Source organism: Pedobacter terrae, assembly GCF_036946585.1.
Lineage (GTDB): Bacteria > Bacteroidota > Bacteroidia > Sphingobacteriales > Sphingobacteriaceae > Pedobacter > Pedobacter terrae_C.
In genome coordinates, this window is record NZ_JAQIIV010000002.1 from 68,165 (window position 1) to 84,546 (window position 16,382).

The window sequence follows — 16,382 nt, forward strand, 5'->3', positions numbered from 1 at the left end:
ATAAAAAGCGATGAAAAAGATAACCTTTACGATTATAGCTGCTGCCCTCATCATGACGTTTTTTGCCTGCAAAAAATCTTTTTTGGACGAAAAACCACTGGATTTTCTTAGCACCTCAAATGCCTACAATAATGTTAAGGATTTTGATGCTGCCGTAAACAATTTATATAGCAGGGTAAGAAGCGAGTTTTATAACAGCGGCGAGCAACGGCCTTTCGATTATGTGTTTGGTTGCGACCTTGTTTTTGATGGTCAACCGGCTACTACCAGGCATACCAATATGGTTGCAGCTTATTCTCCGCTAAGCACCGAAATTCCTTTAATTCATTGGACATCTCTTTATAAAATTATTGCGGAATCAAACACCATTATCGATCGGATTCCGGCTTCGGCCTTGTCTCCTGCAGATAAAACCCTAATGGAAGCTAAAGCCAAATTTTTCAGGGGCCTAGCTTTCCGTACCCTTACTTATTTGTATGGCGGCGTGCCATTAAACACCACTGAGGTGGTATCGCCTAAAACAGATTATGTAAGGGCACCGAAAGCTGCGGTGTTGGAGCAAGCAATAAGCGACCTTAAATTTGCTTCAGGCAACCTGCCTGCCATCAACGTGGTGCAGGATGGAGAAATTAATAATCTTGCTGCCTATCATCTCTTGTCAGAAGTTTACCTGGCGGCCGGGCAGTTTCAAAATGCGGTGGACGCAGCTTCTACTGTAATCACTAACCCCAATGTTGGCCTGATGACGGCCAGGTTTGGGGTGAAAGCGTCAGATGCTACAAAAAATGTATATTGGGATCTTTTTCAGCGTGGTAACCAAAACCGGAAAAATGGAACCAACCGGGAGAGCCTTTGGGTAATCCAGTTTGAAACCGATGTACCTGGCGGTGGGGCAGTTTCCACAGGAATTGGTGGCTCTTACCAGATGGAGCGGCATTTTTCACCACAGTTTCTCACTTTCAGGCTTGCCGGAAGCAGTATCCAGCCATTTTTATACCCCATCAGCGATTATAGCGGTGGTAGGGGAATCGGTTGGGCAATACCTACCAAATATTTTTCGGATGTAATCTGGCAGAGTGATTTTAACAAAGACCTTCGGAACGCACCATTCAACTTTGTTCGCGAGTTTAAGGTAACCAATCCGGCACATCCGCGCTTTGGGCAAACCATATCCACCATCAACCCGCCTGCGGGCATTACGGTGCCGCGGAGAGATTTTTACGCTTTTCAATCAAAAGTAACCACACCCGGCGACCATCCTGACGGGATGTTTCAGGATAAATCACAGTTGCTGCTTAAGGCGAGTGCAGGTGGAACCTATGCCGATCAGTACATGTTCAGGTTGGCAGAAACTTATTTGCTCAGGGCCGAAGCCTATATAGGTTTGAGCCAGCTGGATAAAGCTGCAGCCGATATAAACGTGGTGCGCGCCAGATCAAATGCATCTCCGGTATTGCCAGCGAACGTGAACATTGATTATATTTTAGACGAACGGATGCGTGAGCTGGGTTCGGAAGAAAAAAGAAGGATCACCTTGATGAGGCTTGGTCTGGTTTACGATCGTGTAAAGAAATGTAATCCTTATTATAACGATGTGCTTACAACTTATAACCTATGGCCTATTCCTGCTTCAGAAATTGAGCGTAATAATGGGGCAAGACTCGAACAGAACCCTGGCTACTAATAGCCGGTTTACATGCAAAACGTGAAGCTGAAAAAATGAAAAAAGCAGTTGAAAAAACACAAGTCCTGGTTGATTTATTTGGTTATGGCATTGTTGAATTGAAAATAACCTATTGGCTTGAATTTTTCAGTTTACCAACCAGGGCCTATAGTATCGAATGCCACATTGTTCATTTTGATGCTACTCTGCATTCCTGGCTTTATTCACCTGATTTTAAATTTGTTTTTTCTGAAATTGAAGGAGGTAAAGGCCATGCAGTCTGCTTTGCCGGTGAAAGATCAAAAAAGAATATTTATTATCAGACCATGCTGAACGTGGTAGCTGACTATATTTTTTTGAAAGAAAAAATTTTCCACTAAAGAACGATGACCAAATTATAAATGTATATGTGTAGAAAATCAATTGCCTTATTTTTACTCCTAATTACCAGTAAATTCTTATTTGCCCAGAACAACCTGTTAAAAGATTTTCCGGAAGGTTTTGGACCAAAGGAAGTAGGGAAACGCTTAGCGTACCGCTTTCCTGACCGAAAACATATGCTCCATGCGGGCAAATGGATCAGCTATCCTGAAACCTTTAATTGGACAGGGGCGCTTAGATATGCCAAACTAACAAAAGATAAAAAGCTCCTATCACTTTTGGAAGAAAGGTTTGAGAAACTTACTTCGCAGGAAAGACAGCTGTTACCGATTATGAACCATGTTGATTTAAATATGTTTGGTAGTCTGCCATTGGAACTCTATCAGATTACTAAAGACAAACGTTATTTCGACCTGGGTATGCCTTATGCAGATACGCAATGGACGCTTCCGCCTAATGCTGATCAAAAGCAGAAAGAATGGGCAGATAAAGGCTTTTCCTGGCAAACGCGCCTATGGATCGATGATATGTATATGATTACCATTGTGCAGGCTCAGGCCTATAAAGCCACCGGCGACCGGAAATACATTGATCGTGCCGCCCGTGAAATGGTACTTTATCTGGATGAACTACAGCGCCCGAACGGCCTTTTTTACCATGCACCCGATGTGCCTTTTTACTGGGGGCGTGGCAATGGCTGGATGGCTGCAGGCATGACTGAACTATTGCGTTTGCTGCCAAAGGACAATAAAGACCGCCCGCGGATTTTGAAAGGTTATGAAACGATGATGAAAAGTTTGAAAGATTACCAAAGGCCAAGCGGTATGTGGAACCAGTTAATTGATGAGCCCGATTGTTGGGCCGAAACATCTGGATCAGCCATGTTTACCTATGCGCTGATTAGCGGAGTGAAACAGGGGTGGCTGGATAAGCAGGAATATGCACCGGTGGCCCGTAAAGCCTGGTTGGCATTGGTACCTTACATCAATGATAAGGGGGATGTTGCGGAAGTATGTGTAGGTACAAACAAGAAAAATGATAAACAATATTATTATGACCGCCCGAGAAACGTGGGCGATTCGCACGGGCAGTCGCCATACTTGTGGTGTACGTTTGCCCTATTGGAAAAGTAAAGTTTTGTGTGCTGTATTTGGTACTACGCAGCCTCCTCTCATAGGGCTGGTTGGCACACATTTCGATAATCCTGGAGCATGGTCTCCAGGTTATCATTATTATTTTAGCGCATTTTAATCTGTCGAAATTAAATAAATGGGGGCCAGCGCTATTGTCTTAATGCATGATTTATCCCATTCTTCCCATCATCATTTCCAGCTCCTCCACCTTCAAATCAGTAAGATGAATTTATAATATGGCATGCCGTTCAGATTTGCAGGTTGGGCAATTAACTGTTACTATTTAAAGTTCCTGGCTGGAGGGAATACCGTTCCATCTGCCTGCTCTCTTTTCTGTGTACGTTTGTTCTCTGCGGGGTAAGGCATACGTTCGTCTGACCTTGAAAGCGTTAATAAAGGGAGTTCTTCCTGCCCTGTATCGGTGAGCCCTTTAAATAGCTTGGTCAGGTCAAAACAGCGCTTAACAATCACATGCACCACCTCACCCTCGCGTTGTAGTTTTCCTTCTACCATCAGCAGTCTTGCGCCCAGTATTTCCTTTCGGTACTTTTCAAAAAGATGTTGGAAAACAACCAGGTTTGCTACTCCTGTTTCATCTTCGACCGTGATAAAGCAGACTCCGCCGGCAGTCCCGGGCCGCTGGCGTACCAGCACCAGCCCTGCAACTTTTACCAATCTACCATCCCATGATGCTGCGGCTTCTTTTGTAGAAAGGATATTAAGCAAACTCAGCTTTTCTCGTACAAAACTCACAGGATGTGCTTTGAGCGATAGTGCGGTAGTGGCATAATCATGTACTACATGTTCAGATTTACGCATCAATGGAAGTGATAACTGTGGCTCTTTTTCACTTTCAGAAGCTTGTTTTTCAAATAAGGCAACAGGTCGGTCTGCCAGTGCCGAAACCTCCCAAAGGGCCTTTCTTCTGTCCATTCCCAACGAACGGAAGGCATCGGCATCAGCCAAAATTTCCAGCGTGTGTTGTGATACTCCGGCATCCATAAGCTCATGTATCATTTTATAAGAATTCGTTCTTCCTTTAACAAGTAATTCCACTTCTTCTGTGGCAATGCCCTTGATCTGGCGAAAGCCCAGGCGAATGGCATGATATTTTCCGGTTTTTTCCTCCAAGATATTGTCCCAATCCGAATAGTTAATATCTATCTCACGTACCTCCACGCCATGGTTTCTGGCATCGATTACAATCTGTGCTGGCTGGTAAAAGCCCATTGGCATACTGTTGAGCAGTGCCGCTGCAAAAACATCCGGATAATAATATTTCAGCCAGCAAGACACATAAACCAATAGCGCAAAGCTCGCGGCATGGCTCTCCGGGAAACCATAACTTCCAAAACCCTCCAGCTGTTTGAAGATGCGTTTGGCAAAATCCTCATTATAGCCGCGTTCCAACATCCCGTTGATGAGTTTTTTTTCAAACTGGTTTACGAGACCTTTAAATTTGAAAGTGGCCATGCTGCGCCTTAAAGCATCTGCCTCTGCCGGTGAAAAACCTGCCGCGACTATGGCAATTTTCATCGCCTGCTCCTGGAACAAAGGAACACCTTTCGTTCTTTTTAATATTTCTTCCAATTCTGGCGAAGGGTAATCAACGGTCTCCTCATCATTTCTTCTTCTTAGATAGGGGTGTACCATGTCTCCCTGAATAGGTCCTGGGCGTACAATCGCCACCTCGATCACCAGGTCATAAAAACACTTAGGGCGTAAACGTGGTAACATCGACTGCTGTGCACGGCTTTCGATCTGAAACACGCCTATGGTATCTGCATTGCTGATCATCTCATATACCTTAGGATCTTCGTATTCGTTGATATTGGCCAGGGTTAAATCAAGGTTGTAATGCTTTTTAGCCAGCTCAAATCCTTTCCGGATACAGGTGAGCATGCCCAATCCCAGCACATCAATTTTCAGAAAGCCCAATGCATCAATATCGTCTTTGTTCCATTCTATATTGGTGCGGTCTGCCATACGTGCATTTATGATCGGGCAGAGGTCAGTCAGTTTTCCTTGTGTAATCACAAATCCACCGGTATGCTGGCCCAGCTGGCGGGGAAAACCCATCATTTGCCCGGTGAGCTGCAATACCTTTTTTAAAAGCGGATCCTTTGGATTGAGTCCCGCTTCCAATATCCGCGCTTCTTCAAACCATTCGTCGGTAAATTCCCAGATTGCCCCGGATAATTTAGCCAGGGTATCTACCGAAAGTCCCATGGCCTTACCCACATCACGTATCGCACCTTTTTGATGCTGCTGGGTTACGGTAGCCACTATGGCTGCCCGGTCGCGGCCGTATTTCTGATAAATATACTGGATCACTTCTTCCCTGCGTTCATGTTCAAAATCCACATCTATATCCGGCGGTTCATTTCTGGCCGAAGAGATAAAGCGCTCAAATAGAAGGTCGAACTTGGTGGGATTAACCGAAGTAATGCCCAGGCAATAGCACACCGTAGAATTGGCTGCAGATCCGCGGCCCTGACATAGAATACCCTTTGAACGCGCAAACCTGACAATATCATATACCGTAAGAAAATAGGAAGCATAGTTCATTTCTTCCATAAATTTAAGTTCATACCGAATGTTGCTTGCAATTTTTTCGGGGATTTTTTCGCCAAACATCTCTTTAGCACCTTTCCAGGAATAATAGCTAAGTTCCTCCTGCGGCGATCTTCCATCCGTAGTAACTTCTTCCGGATACACATATTCTAAACTGTCAAGTGAAAACTGGCAGGACTCAGCCAATAAAATACTGTTATTTATGGCCTGAGGATACTGCCTGAAAAGCCTCATCATTTCTGCCTGATCCTTTAAATGCCGCTCTGCATTTTGATGGAGCAAAAATCCGGCATTCTGGACCGTGCATTTTTCACGCGTACAGGTTAGGATATCCTGCAATTCACGGCGGTCGGGATGATGGTAATGTACATCGTTAGTGGCAATGAGCGGGATATCCAACATTTCTGATAACTGGTTTAGCCTGAACAGTCTTTTGTGGTCATCTCCGGTATAACCCATTGTTGCAGCTAAAAACAGATTTTCGCCTAGTTTGTATTTAAAACCTGCGAGTTGCGCTTTAAAATTCTCGTGATAATCAAAAATGGAATTTATTTCACCTGGGGGAATTACAATAAACTTTATTCCCTTACTGTATTCAAACACATCAGCCTGATAAAGATGGCAGCTACCTTTTTCTGTCCGGCTATTGCCCAGGCTAAGCAGAGCAGAAAGGCGGCAATAGGCTGCTCTATCTGTTGGATAAGCCAATAACGACGGGCCATCCAGTATATCTAACCTGCAGGCTGGGATCAATTTGATAGTATGGTTTCTGGCCGCTACATGTGCACGTACAATTCCTGCCAGGGTATTGCGGTCGGTAATGGCCAGCTTGCGGTAACCCATGGCTGCCGCCTGATCAATCAGTTCTTCCGGGTGTGAAGCTCCCCTAAGAAAACTAAAATTACTGGTTACCTGAAGTTCTATATATTCCATTTCACTAAGCAAAAAAACCGTGTATAAACCATTCAGAGGCTTTCTCTGCACTATAATGTCCGGACCTAAAGAGCCAGTAACGTTTTCCCTCTGCATCTTCCAACTGGTAATAGTCCCGGTGTTCACCTTCCTCCAGCCACCATTCACGTTCAATGCGCTCTGGCCCGTCTGCCTTTTTTACCTGATGGGTAACGCCCTGATAACGAAACAGCATGGGTGGATAATCAGGAATAGGGGCAGTAACCTGTACAGGCTCTGGTACCTTAAGGAGCTGTACCGGGCGCAAACGATCAGTACGCCAGGGTAAAGAAAGCGGCTCAATAAGTGAATCTACTTTTTTGATGGATCGTTCCGGCCAGTGATGTGGCTGTGGCAGATAACGTTGAATGACCTGGGTACCCAGTTTTCCTGCCAACCTATCCAAAAGTTCAATGACTTTTTGGTTGCCCATACTTTTTTCTGTTATCCATAAAGTTTCCTGACCTGGATCCAGCTGATCAAACCTATCCGCATCCATGGTGAAAAGATCAATACCCATTTTGGGTTCGATGTTATCGATCTGGAGTGAAAACAACTTGAAAAGGTGGCCCGTATTGATACTTGGGCTATTGGTGCCAATTCGGGTTTTGATAATATGGCCATCTATCCGATAGCTTTGCAATAGTGCCGAACGAAGTCCCACTCCATCTCTTTGCATACTGGCGCAGAGTTGCGATAGCAGTTTTTCTATGGCAATTTCAATGCCTTTTCTCGTTCTGATCGGCTCCATACTGGCCAATCTTTCGCTATAAACTTCGGGTACCGTAATTGGTGAAAAAAATTCTTCTTTTTGCCCTAATACCTGCTCGATTCTTTCCATACTTTCTTCTCCAATCCTTCGGCGCAGTACCGATCGGGGCATGGAAATAAAGCTGCCGATCGTCTTTAATCCAAGCTTAATCAGCTTTTGACTGGCCATTGGCGAAATGCGGAGCGCCATTGGCGGCAGAGGCAGAAGTGCATTCAACTCTTCACCACTTTTGATGATGGGCGAAACCCTTCCATAACGGGATACTGCCCAGGATGTACCCATGGTATCTGAAATGGCAGCCCTTACGGCATAACCCAGCCCACGTAAGCGGTTGACGATTTCGCGCAGATATGCTTTTTCACCTCCCCACAGATGAGCACAGCCGCTGATATCCAAAATCAGGCCCTGGTCTTCTTCCACAGCCACCAATGGTGTATAACGGATGCACCACCTGCCAAGTGCGGCCAATAGTTTTTTGGATTTGTGGCATTGGTTTTCAATGACTTCCAAATCAGGAGCAATCGCCTTGGCATCAGCCAGCGGCATTCCTAAATGGATACCGAGCAAAGTAGCTTCTTTACTGGCAGCAGTAATCACCATTCGGTTACCAGTCTTATCTGAAAAAACAAGCGGCAAATCCTTTAGTGCTGGCCGCTTAATGCGGATCCAGTCGGTAAGCATCGTAGAAAACCATATAGACATATATCTTTTTTGCATCACACCGCCCTCCTGATTTTCAGATCGTTAAATGATACTTGTTTTATTGGTTTAAAAACTCCGGCTGCATATTCGATCATCCAGTTGCCTGGTATTCCGTTTTTAACCTTAAGCAGTTCAACTTGCCACCTGGCAAAGCCTAGTCCGGGTAATTCATCAATGGCCCCACTTGGGATAGCCGATATGCGCCACCTGGCTGCCGCCAGGGTAGAAGTAAGCTTTTCAGCATTTTTTCGGATTACAAAAGCGGTAACCCTGCTTTTTTCGATCACCAGCTGGAGCCTTCTGCTTTGCGCAAAACTGATCTCATCCAGTTCGGTTACCACAGCGGCCAGGCTTTCACACTTTAGGGCTTCCTCGCTGGCCCATAATACATCCCTTTCGCTTTGCAGGTCAATAAAAATGATACGATCTGGCGATAGGCCATAAGTAATGAGCGAAGGTGGGAAGATTTTGCGTTGCGTACTGATCCACAGGCAAAGGCCTCCCTTTTTCATCAGGGCAGCAAGCAGGATGGAGATAAAGCCACCACTTGCCGCTGCATCTTCCAGGTTTGTTGCTAAAAATTCGTGCAGGGCAGCCAATGGAAATACATTACCCGGGAAAGCGTTAGAAATTATGCCCAGTCCGAAGTCTATTGCATGAGCATTCCCTTCAGGCTTAAAACCCTGAAGTTGCAGGATCTGTTCCTGAAGTTTGCCAATAATATCCTTTTTAACACTCGCCATATCCTTTTGCTAATCATATAGAGAAGATCCCGATACCACCCACGCAAAAATAATACTAAAAATATTAGTATACTTAAATTGTGGACAAATTTATTCAAAGTTGATTTTAGATAACGATAGCAGGCCTTTGCAATATAAAAATGTTAATAAATACTAATTTAATTAGTAAATTTAATTATATTTGATCTTTGAAAAATAAAAAAGGATCGTTTTTATGACGGAGTTGGAATATTTTTTTGAGGGTAAAGATGGAATATCAGAAGTTTATCAGCTGATCCGCTTTGGAGCAGGGGAGCCCTGGAAGATTGTGCTGGATGGTGAATTAATTGGCAGTATGGAAAAATGGCAAGGAACCTGGAGGCAACAGAGCGGTGATGAGCTGAACGAAGATCTTCTGATTAGTTTGGCGAGACATATTGATGCACAGTATTTTAACTGCCTTCCACAGGAGATCTGTTCGCGTTGGCCAAATCTGGTTGAAAAGGTGGTGTTAAGATCTGATACTGCTTATATGATCATCTGCAAAGAGGGGATTAGTTTTAAAAGCTTTCAACGCATATTTTCAAAGTTTGTGCCAGACCTGCTCAAGGATGAGTGGCCGGTAAACTTCCAGGTATTCAACTATGATTTTTCGGATGATTTTTCATTGTGTGCCAGGCCACTGGTTTATAAAAAAGAATCATTTGGATGGGAAGAGGTGAACAGGTAATGGAACAATTGACTCTTTTTGCACCTGGCGGACAATCTGCAGGACTACCCGCAGATGTGCTCGAATATCGTGCAGGTTTTATTAATCAGGAACAAAGCGATCTGTTGCTGACATCACTTGTTGAAAACACCCCCTGGCAGCAAAGGCTTGTAAAAATGTACGATCGGGAAATACTTACACCGAGGCTTACGGCCTGGTATGGGGATGTTGCCGGTATTGACTATGGCGCCCTTGGCAAATCCACGCCAATAGAATGGACAACATTACTATTGGAACTTAAAAAATCGGTAGAATCCATTTCTGGAATAATCTTTAATAGTGTATTGCTCAATTACTATCGTGATGGCAATGATTCGGTGGCCTGGCATAGTGATAAGGAAACGGTAATGGGATCGCACCCGGTTATTGCCTCAGTGTCCTTTGGCGCAGTGAGGAGTTTTGATATCAGAAAGAAAGAAAATCACCGCGAGAAATATGCTGTCAGGCTGGAACATGGATCTCTTTTAATCATGAAAGGTGATTTGCAGGCCAAATGGGAACACCGGATTGCCAAGACTACTCAACATATTGGGCCAAGGGTAAACCTAACCTTTAGGCGGATTATCAATCCAACTGTTTGATATGATTATATAGGTATTGAAGTTTGGAGATTTAAACAACCAAATTTGTATGTTCGATGTTATTGCTTATATCCAGAGCCTTAACATAGTGCCCGGACAAGATATTTGAACTTTAAAATACCTGAAATTATAGGATCAAAACAGACCAATTTAGCTATGCCACAACATTTACCATCAAAAAATATAGAAGCTACAAAACGTGTGCTGCCGATGATCTTGGCTACTGCTATTTTTATGCAGATGCTGGATTCGACGATACTCAACACATCGCTGCCCGCTATTGCAAAAGATCTCCATCAATCTCCATTGAATATGCAAAACGCCATTATCGGTTATGTATTAACACTCGCAGTGTTTATGCCGGTAAGTGGTTTCCTGTCTGATAAATTTGGAACCAAGAGGGTTTTTATTTTGTCATTAATACTTTTCAGTGCGGGATCTCTTTTCTGTTCGCTCTCCGGAAATCTGACTCAACTGGTCATTTCAAGAATAATACAGGGGGTAGGAGGAAGTCTGATGACACCGGTTGGTAAATTAGCGCTGGTAAAGAGTTTTTCAAAGAAAGATTTATTGAAAGCGATGAATTTTGCCATTATACCTGCGCTCATTGGGCCGGTTCTAGGTCCGCTTGTTGGAGGGTATATGGTAGACTACCTATCGTGGCACTGGATATTTTTGATTAATATCCCGATGGGCGTTTTGGGTATTGTGCTCAGCTTGCGTTACATGCCTGATTATCGATCTGATGTAATTGATTTTGACTTACGCGGTTTTCTGATATTTGCTGCTGCATCCTTGTTGCTCTCCATTTCGCTTGAACTTCTGGGAGATGAGGTTTACACTACACCCGCCCTGGCTATTTTATCACTTGGTGTATTGATGCTTTATTTCTATTATCGACATGCCGTAACAGACAATAATCCTATTTTTCCACTTAATTTATTTCAGGTGAGGACATTTAGGGTAGGTATACTTGGTAACCTTGCCACCCGGTTCGGCATCAGTGCAATACCGCTGTTGTTACCCATGATGATCCAGATTGCTTATGGCCAATCTGCAGTAGTTTCGGGCTGGATTATTGCTCCAATGGCACTTACCGCTATTCTTGCAAAATCGCAGGTCATAAAAATTTTGAACAGGTTTGGTTACAGAACCACCTTAATGGCCAATACTTTTATCATCGGGTGTTTGATCTGCACGATGGCGATACCTGCCATTAGTTCGTCCATTTATTATTATGTACCAATCATTGTGGTGATGGGCTTTTTTAACTCCATTCAATTTACGGCTATGAACACCATTTCTATTGCTGATCTGCGCGAGTATCATACCAGTAGTGGCAATTCTTTAATCTCTGTTAATCAGCAACTGGCAATCGGCTTTGGGGTTGCCTTCGGATTGATTATTTTAAAAATATTTCGGGGAGATGTTAAACTTATCCATGATGATATACACAACGCATTCAGGTATACCTTTCTTGTAGTGGGTGTGCTTACGATACTATCAGGCCTTGTATTTAGACGGTTACATTTTAAAGATGGTGAAAATTTAAAGTAAGCGAATTTAATATAGTTTCTTTTTTTTAAATGAGCTTTTATCTGGCAGATGATTATTTCAGTTCATAAATTATTTTACTGATTTTGCTTTTATAAGTTTACCTGTTGATTCATTAATGTATGCAACTAGCTTTGGTGTCTCAGAAAATTCTTTAAATTCTGGCAAACACGCGCTGGCAGCAAATTTGATAAAGGAAAATTCACGCGCTTATTCAGGTTTTACAAATCCTTAGCTTAATACCATTTTAACATCAACCTCAATTACGTCCTTCAGTCCCCATTTATAAAGTTCGCTGATAGAAGGCTCTAATTTTTCCCCTTTGATCGGTTAAAGTATATTCTACTGTTGGCGGCACGGTTGCAAAAAAGGTTCTGGTAACAATTCCATTTACTTCCATATTTTCAGTTCCTTTACCACATCCTTGTGTTTGATTTTTGGTATCATCTACTTTAATTCACTGAAACGTTTTTGCCATGAAACAAGATGTGTATAATTGACATTGATCCAAAAATGATAATTTTTTAAGTAATGAATTATTGGTAATGAAACTATCTTAAATAGAAAATCACAAGCTAAATAATGAGTGTATGCACCTAGCGCATTTTAAGAAGACAGATGTAATTTATTAGATTCTTTTTGTAACGAAATGCTTACGATTTTAAGTGCTTATGTGGCGTTATTTTTTCGCGTCAACTAAAATTTCAATTGTATTTACCTGATTACTGCTCGTTAATGCAATTAATTATTTTTTTGTTTGCTGTTCTTTTGCTATTTCTATTTTTTTAAAGATATTAGACCAAGGTTAAACGGCAAAAAAATGTACTCGTCTATTGTTAATGCTTCTCTCAAAATATCCTGCTTTACAGGTATTATTCCATCCCAGGATTCATAAACAAACCAGTCGGTTTCTGCTTTAATCAATAATAAATTTTAATGTCTTGTAAGTGGCATGGCAATGGTATATTTTAGAATAAAGCATGAAGATCAGCTGTTACGTAATTGGTGAACTACATACCATAGAATCTTTATGTGTGTACATAAATGACTATCCGCTTTCTCAATTAAAGGGATATGCGGTACAGCGGCCAGAAAATTTTGATCCGGTATATTCCATCAGACCAGATGTCGTTTTTGTTGATGTTGCATTTTTAAACAGTAACAATGGCTGGCTGGAGCGTATCAAACAGTTTTCCTCTATTGTTTTAATATCCGGAAATACGGAGATGGCTTTCGAAGCTTTTGAGCATTCCGCATTTGATTACCTGCTCAGACCGGTTACATTTAACCGTTTTGTAAAATGTATCAATAAATTTGACCATCTTACGCAACTGGCCCATTCGGTACATGGCACCAGGAAGCAGCAGGTGGTAGATTCTTTTTTTATCAAAGCAGATTCCAAAGGCCTGAAAGAATTCCTAATCAAATGCGATCAACTGATCTACATACAGGCCATGCAGAACTATGTTGTCCTCCATATGGAAAACGACCAGCGTTTTTCCTGCCACAATTCTATGAAAGAAATGGAAGATAGTTTACCTGCTAGCTGTTTCAGCCGGATACATAAATCTTACATCATTAATGATGAAAAAATTACCGCTATAGAAGGGAATACCGTCATGCTCAATGGCAATGAAACGGATAAACTTCTGATAGGTAGCACATACCGGAAGGCTTTTTTTGAAAAAAAAGCACAAAAAATGATTAAAAAAAAGGCTGGTGTTCAAATCTTTTCTTACTCCAGATTGGCAGCAGCTCTAATTACTCTTGGCGGAATTCTGATAAATTTGCAGGCCATGGGCGAAATTAATATACAGTTTTAAACGATGAAAAAAAATATAAATCTTTTAGTGGGAAGTGTTTTGCTATTGCTGACGGGCTGCAGTGAATTTATAGAGCCTTCTATAGAAAACAGGGAGATAGCCATTCTGGCTCCGGCCAATAAACTGGAAACCAATAGCTATCAGCAAACTTTTTGGTGGGATCCAATGGCTGATGCCCTCTTTTACAGGTTACAGATCGTTGAGCCAAAATTTGACAGTGTAAGTAAAATGGTGTTGGATACCTTGATCAAAACTGAAAAATTTGTATATACCATGGACCCGGGAAAATATGAATGGCGGGTGAGGGGCGAAAACGGGAGTAGTGCGAGTAGCTATAGTACCCGTTCGCTCGAAATATTTCCCTCCAGTCTTAAAGAGCAGAGTGTACAGCTTACCGTTCCATCAAGTGGACTTTATTTTTCAAAACCTGATGTAAGATACGAATGGCTTAAGCTTTTTGGTGCCAAAGTATATCGCTTGCAGGTAGATAATAATAATTTTCTGGATGAAAATAACATGACGCTTAACATTACAACCGATAACCTGGGCTTTTTACAAACCTTGAGCAAAGAAGGAACCTATCAATTCCGTGTACGGGCAGAAAACAGTGCAGAGAATTCGAAATGGAGTAATGTAAGAAGCTTTACCTACGATGCTACAGGGCCTGAACGTGTATTGCTCAGTACCCCCCTCTAACAAGCAAGCCGTATCCCGGCCGGTAAGGCTAACCTGGAATAAACTCGCTGATGCTGAACGCTATGAAATATCGGTATACCAAAGCGATGAGCAGACACCCTACAGTAAAAGTTATCCGCAGATGGTAACTTCTACCGAACACGTTTTTGATGCAGGCAACGTGGGTGAAACCATTGCCTGGAGAGTAAGGGCTTTTGATAAGGCTGGGAATGCCGGAGCCTATAGTGAGATCAGGACGTTTACCATACAACAATGATGAAGAGTAAAAGAACTACTTACTTACTCATCTGTTGTGTGGCAGCTGTATGGGGTATCATTTTTTATCGGGTTTTTGCCGGACTGAATGCCGAAGATGATGTACCTGTTAATTCGAGGACAATCAAAGAACCTTATTTTAATATGGTTGATCATGCAAAAGATGAGGTTACATTGGCAATGAACTATGCAGACCCTTTTGCCTTAACCAGTCCAGAACCCGAACCGTTGGTTAAACCATCCACACCAGCAATACCTTCCGCGCCTGCTCCGTTCAAACCTCAGGTAAATTGGTCGGGGATTATTTACAGTGGACAGATTTATAACCGTGCAGAAAAAACGCATGTAGCCATTATCAGCGTGAATGGGAAAGAAGTAATGCTTAGTGAGGGTGAACGTGCAAATGGCTTAAAATTTATAAAAAGGATTGGCGATTCGATAAAAGTCGAGTACCAGAATGCAACAAAATTTTTATCAATAAAACAATGAAGTTAGTTTATATCACCATGCTCTTATTGTGCATGCTGTTTTTTAAAGCCGATGCGCAACGTATAACCTCCTATTTTAACGTAGATCATTATACCCATACCGTTAATTACGATCATTACAAAGCCGTTTTTTATGTGCAAAAACCAGAAACAGGGTTAGGTAATATGAAATCTGACCGTAGCTATGCCTGGTTTAGCGGCAACCAGATCCGTTATACCCAAGGTGGTTATAGTGGTAAACTGCTGGATGGTATATATAATGAATTTTACGATACCAAAGGACTTAAAACCCAAGGGTTATACGAAATGGGCCTGAAAACAGGTAAATGGAAAAACTGGGGTGAGGACGGAAAACTGGATTCAATTGTAAATTATTCTTCAGGTAAAGCCAACGGCAGGTTTGAAAAATACGATCAGGATGGTATTCTGTTGGAAAGAGGAAAATACTGTGATGGTTTATTAAATGGAAAACTGGAAAAGCGGATGAGTGCAGATAGCATTCAGGTAATTAGCTATAAAAAAGGTAAGGTTATGGCTTACCAACCCAGCAGGGCAGTGAAAATTACGCGTTGGTTGAAATCTATTTTTAAAAAAGATAAAAAAACAAAGCAATGAAAAAAATCATCTTAATTGGCCTCTCTTTATTTACAGGCAAATTATTGTTTGCCCAAAATACTTTCCCAAACCCGGGAAATGTGGGTATTGGTACATTAAATCCAACTTCCTGGTTCGGTGGAACAGTAGCTCAGATCGAAGGTCGCCGGGCGGTACTTAGGCTCGCCCCAAGTTTGAGTGGCGATGTTGGTACTATCTTATTTAAAGGTGCTTTTTCAGAAAGTACAAATGGTTCTGAAGATGAATTTCATTTAAATTATGTGAGTGACCCCGCTAACCCATACATCATGTTAGGAGCCTATAAAAATGGCCCGAAAACAATTTTGACTTTAATGGGAACCGGTAATGTTGGGATCGGCACTTCAGCACCCAGTGAACGATTGGTAGTAAATGGTAATCTCAAGATTATTTTGGATCAGGCCAACTTACCGGAAAAAAATGTCATGGGCGTTGTCTCATTAGGATATTCAGGCATTACAGGGGCGAAAAACTGGTCCCTTAGAGGAGTATACCAACATGGAAACGGAGTGGGCGTGAATGCTGATGGAGGAGATCTGGATGTGATTAAATCTTTAGATGGAAATACTGTTCTAGCAACGAAAACAGATGGGACACCTCTCTGAAACGTAGGAATCGGAATCACTAACCCAACTGAGAGGCTAGCTGTTAATGGAATCATAAGATCAAGGGAAATTAAAGTAGA

The 16,382-nt window shown here is 42.2% G+C and carries 15 protein-coding genes; 12 read left to right on the forward strand and 3 right to left on the reverse strand.

The features are described from left to right. The first annotated feature begins 10 nt into the window (after window positions 1-10). Genes PGN18_RS02810 through PGN18_RS02820 form a run of 3 tightly spaced genes read left to right on the forward strand, consistent with a single transcriptional unit; the run spans window position 11 to window position 3,177 of the window. Window positions 11-1,684, forward strand: coding sequence for a RagB/SusD family nutrient uptake outer membrane protein (locus tag PGN18_RS02810; protein WP_335317842.1), 1,674 nt, complete (start codon window positions 11-13; stop codon window positions 1,682-1,684). A gap of 35 nt (window positions 1,685-1,719) precedes the next feature. After that, window positions 1,720-2,043 (forward strand): hypothetical protein, encoded by a 324-nt coding sequence (locus PGN18_RS02815; protein WP_335317843.1) that lies wholly within the window; start codon window positions 1,720-1,722, stop codon window positions 2,041-2,043. 27 nt (window positions 2,044-2,070) lie between these two features. After that, complete coding sequence (locus tag PGN18_RS02820) at window positions 2,071-3,177, forward strand: glycoside hydrolase family 88/105 protein (protein ID WP_335317844.1); 1,107 nt, start codon at window positions 2,071-2,073, stop codon at window positions 3,175-3,177. Window positions 3,178-3,456: 279 nt separating this feature from the next. On the opposite strand, the gene PGN18_RS02825 is transcribed toward PGN18_RS02820, so the two are convergent. Genes PGN18_RS02825 through PGN18_RS02835 form a run of 3 tightly spaced genes read right to left on the reverse strand, consistent with a single transcriptional unit; the run spans window position 3,457 to window position 8,919 of the window. Continuing rightward, the gene (locus PGN18_RS02825) at window positions 3,457-6,684 is read right to left on the reverse strand and encodes an error-prone DNA polymerase (protein ID WP_335317845.1); all 3,228 of its coding nucleotides are present in this window, start codon (window positions 6,682-6,684) and stop codon (window positions 3,457-3,459) included. A 4-nt stretch (window positions 6,685-6,688) separates the two neighbouring features. Next, complete coding sequence (locus tag PGN18_RS02830; protein WP_335317846.1) at window positions 6,689-8,191, reverse strand: Y-family DNA polymerase; 1,503 nt, start codon at window positions 8,189-8,191, stop codon at window positions 6,689-6,691. Next, the gene (locus tag PGN18_RS02835) at window positions 8,191-8,919 is read right to left on the reverse strand and encodes an ImuA family protein (protein WP_335317847.1); all 729 of its coding nucleotides are present in this window, start codon (window positions 8,917-8,919) and stop codon (window positions 8,191-8,193) included. Before PGN18_RS02835 ends, PGN18_RS02830 begins: the two co-directional genes overlap by 1 nt. A gap of 214 nt (window positions 8,920-9,133) precedes the next feature. On the opposite strand from PGN18_RS02835, the gene PGN18_RS02840 reads away from it, so the two are divergent. The 9 genes from PGN18_RS02840 to PGN18_RS02880 all read left to right on the forward strand — a co-directional run bounded on the left by PGN18_RS02840 (window position 9,134) and on the right by PGN18_RS02880 (window position 16,302). Continuing rightward, window positions 9,134-9,628, forward strand: a complete 495-nt coding sequence (locus PGN18_RS02840) for a hypothetical protein (protein ID WP_335317848.1) — start codon at window positions 9,134-9,136, stop codon at window positions 9,626-9,628. After that, window positions 9,607-10,248 carry an alpha-ketoglutarate-dependent dioxygenase AlkB family protein gene (locus PGN18_RS02845; RefSeq protein ID WP_335317849.1) on the forward strand — a complete coding sequence of 214 codons (642 nt, stop codon included), beginning with the start codon at window positions 9,607-9,609 and terminating at the stop codon, window positions 10,246-10,248. Before PGN18_RS02840 ends, PGN18_RS02845 begins: the two co-directional genes overlap by 22 nt. 105 nt (window positions 10,249-10,353) lie before the next feature. Further along, window positions 10,354-11,805 (forward strand): MFS transporter, encoded by a 1,452-nt coding sequence (locus tag PGN18_RS02850; RefSeq protein WP_335317850.1) that lies wholly within the window; start codon window positions 10,354-10,356, stop codon window positions 11,803-11,805. A 977-nt stretch (window positions 11,806-12,782) separates the two neighbouring features. Beyond that, entirely contained in the window at window positions 12,783-13,625 is an 843-nt protein-coding gene (locus PGN18_RS02855; protein WP_335317851.1) for a LytR/AlgR family response regulator transcription factor, read from the forward strand. Between the two features lie 3 nt (window positions 13,626-13,628). Further along, a complete protein-coding gene (locus PGN18_RS02860; protein ID WP_335317852.1) occupies window positions 13,629-14,321 on the forward strand; it encodes a fibronectin type III domain-containing protein in 693 nt (230 codons plus the stop codon). After that, a complete protein-coding gene (locus tag PGN18_RS02865; protein ID WP_335317853.1) occupies window positions 14,278-14,577 on the forward strand; it encodes a hypothetical protein in 300 nt (99 codons plus the stop codon). The genes PGN18_RS02860 and PGN18_RS02865 overlap by 44 nt, the downstream gene beginning before the upstream one ends. Continuing rightward, complete coding sequence (locus PGN18_RS02870; RefSeq protein ID WP_335317854.1) at window positions 14,574-15,065, forward strand: hypothetical protein; 492 nt, start codon at window positions 14,574-14,576, stop codon at window positions 15,063-15,065. The genes PGN18_RS02865 and PGN18_RS02870 overlap by 4 nt, the downstream gene beginning before the upstream one ends. Then, window positions 15,062-15,679 carry a toxin-antitoxin system YwqK family antitoxin gene (locus tag PGN18_RS02875; protein ID WP_335317855.1) on the forward strand — a complete coding sequence of 206 codons (618 nt, stop codon included), beginning with the start codon at window positions 15,062-15,064 and terminating at the stop codon, window positions 15,677-15,679. Before PGN18_RS02870 ends, PGN18_RS02875 begins: the two co-directional genes overlap by 4 nt. Then, a complete protein-coding gene (locus PGN18_RS02880; RefSeq protein ID WP_335317856.1) occupies window positions 15,676-16,302 on the forward strand; it encodes a hypothetical protein in 627 nt (208 codons plus the stop codon). The genes PGN18_RS02875 and PGN18_RS02880 overlap by 4 nt, the downstream gene beginning before the upstream one ends. The last annotated feature ends 80 nt before the right edge of the window (window positions 16,303-16,382 follow it).

Excerpts from the sequence above, each read along its gene's own strand:
- PGN18_RS02820 (WP_335317844.1), top strand. The coding sequence starts at position 2,071 with ATGTGTAGAAAATCAATTGCCTTATTTTTACTCCTAATTACCAGTAAA.
- PGN18_RS02825 (WP_335317845.1), bottom strand. The coding sequence starts at position 6,684 with ATGGAATATATAGAACTTCAGGTAACCAGTAATTTTAGTTTTCTTAGG.
- PGN18_RS02860 (WP_335317852.1), top strand. The coding sequence starts at position 13,629 with ATGAAAAAAAATATAAATCTTTTAGTGGGAAGTGTTTTGCTATTGCTG.
- PGN18_RS02815 (WP_335317843.1), top strand. The coding sequence starts at position 1,720 with ATGAAAAAAGCAGTTGAAAAAACACAAGTCCTGGTTGATTTATTTGGT.
- PGN18_RS02840 (WP_335317848.1), top strand. The coding sequence starts at position 9,134 with ATGACGGAGTTGGAATATTTTTTTGAGGGTAAAGATGGAATATCAGAA.
- PGN18_RS02865 (WP_335317853.1), top strand. The coding sequence starts at position 14,278 with ATGCTACAGGGCCTGAACGTGTATTGCTCAGTACCCCCCTCTAACAAG.
- PGN18_RS02875 (WP_335317855.1), top strand. The coding sequence starts at position 15,062 with ATGAAGTTAGTTTATATCACCATGCTCTTATTGTGCATGCTGTTTTTT.
- PGN18_RS02880 (WP_335317856.1), top strand. The coding sequence starts at position 15,676 with ATGAAAAAAATCATCTTAATTGGCCTCTCTTTATTTACAGGCAAATTA.
- PGN18_RS02870 (WP_335317854.1), top strand. The coding sequence starts at position 14,574 with ATGATGAAGAGTAAAAGAACTACTTACTTACTCATCTGTTGTGTGGCA.
- PGN18_RS02855 (WP_335317851.1), top strand. The coding sequence starts at position 12,783 with ATGAAGATCAGCTGTTACGTAATTGGTGAACTACATACCATAGAATCT.
- PGN18_RS02845 (WP_335317849.1), top strand. The coding sequence starts at position 9,607 with ATGGGAAGAGGTGAACAGGTAATGGAACAATTGACTCTTTTTGCACCT.
- PGN18_RS02830 (WP_335317846.1), bottom strand. The coding sequence starts at position 8,191 with ATGCAAAAAAGATATATGTCTATATGGTTTTCTACGATGCTTACCGAC.
- PGN18_RS02810 (WP_335317842.1), top strand. The coding sequence starts at position 11 with ATGAAAAAGATAACCTTTACGATTATAGCTGCTGCCCTCATCATGACG.
- PGN18_RS02835 (WP_335317847.1), bottom strand. The coding sequence starts at position 8,919 with ATGGCGAGTGTTAAAAAGGATATTATTGGCAAACTTCAGGAACAGATC.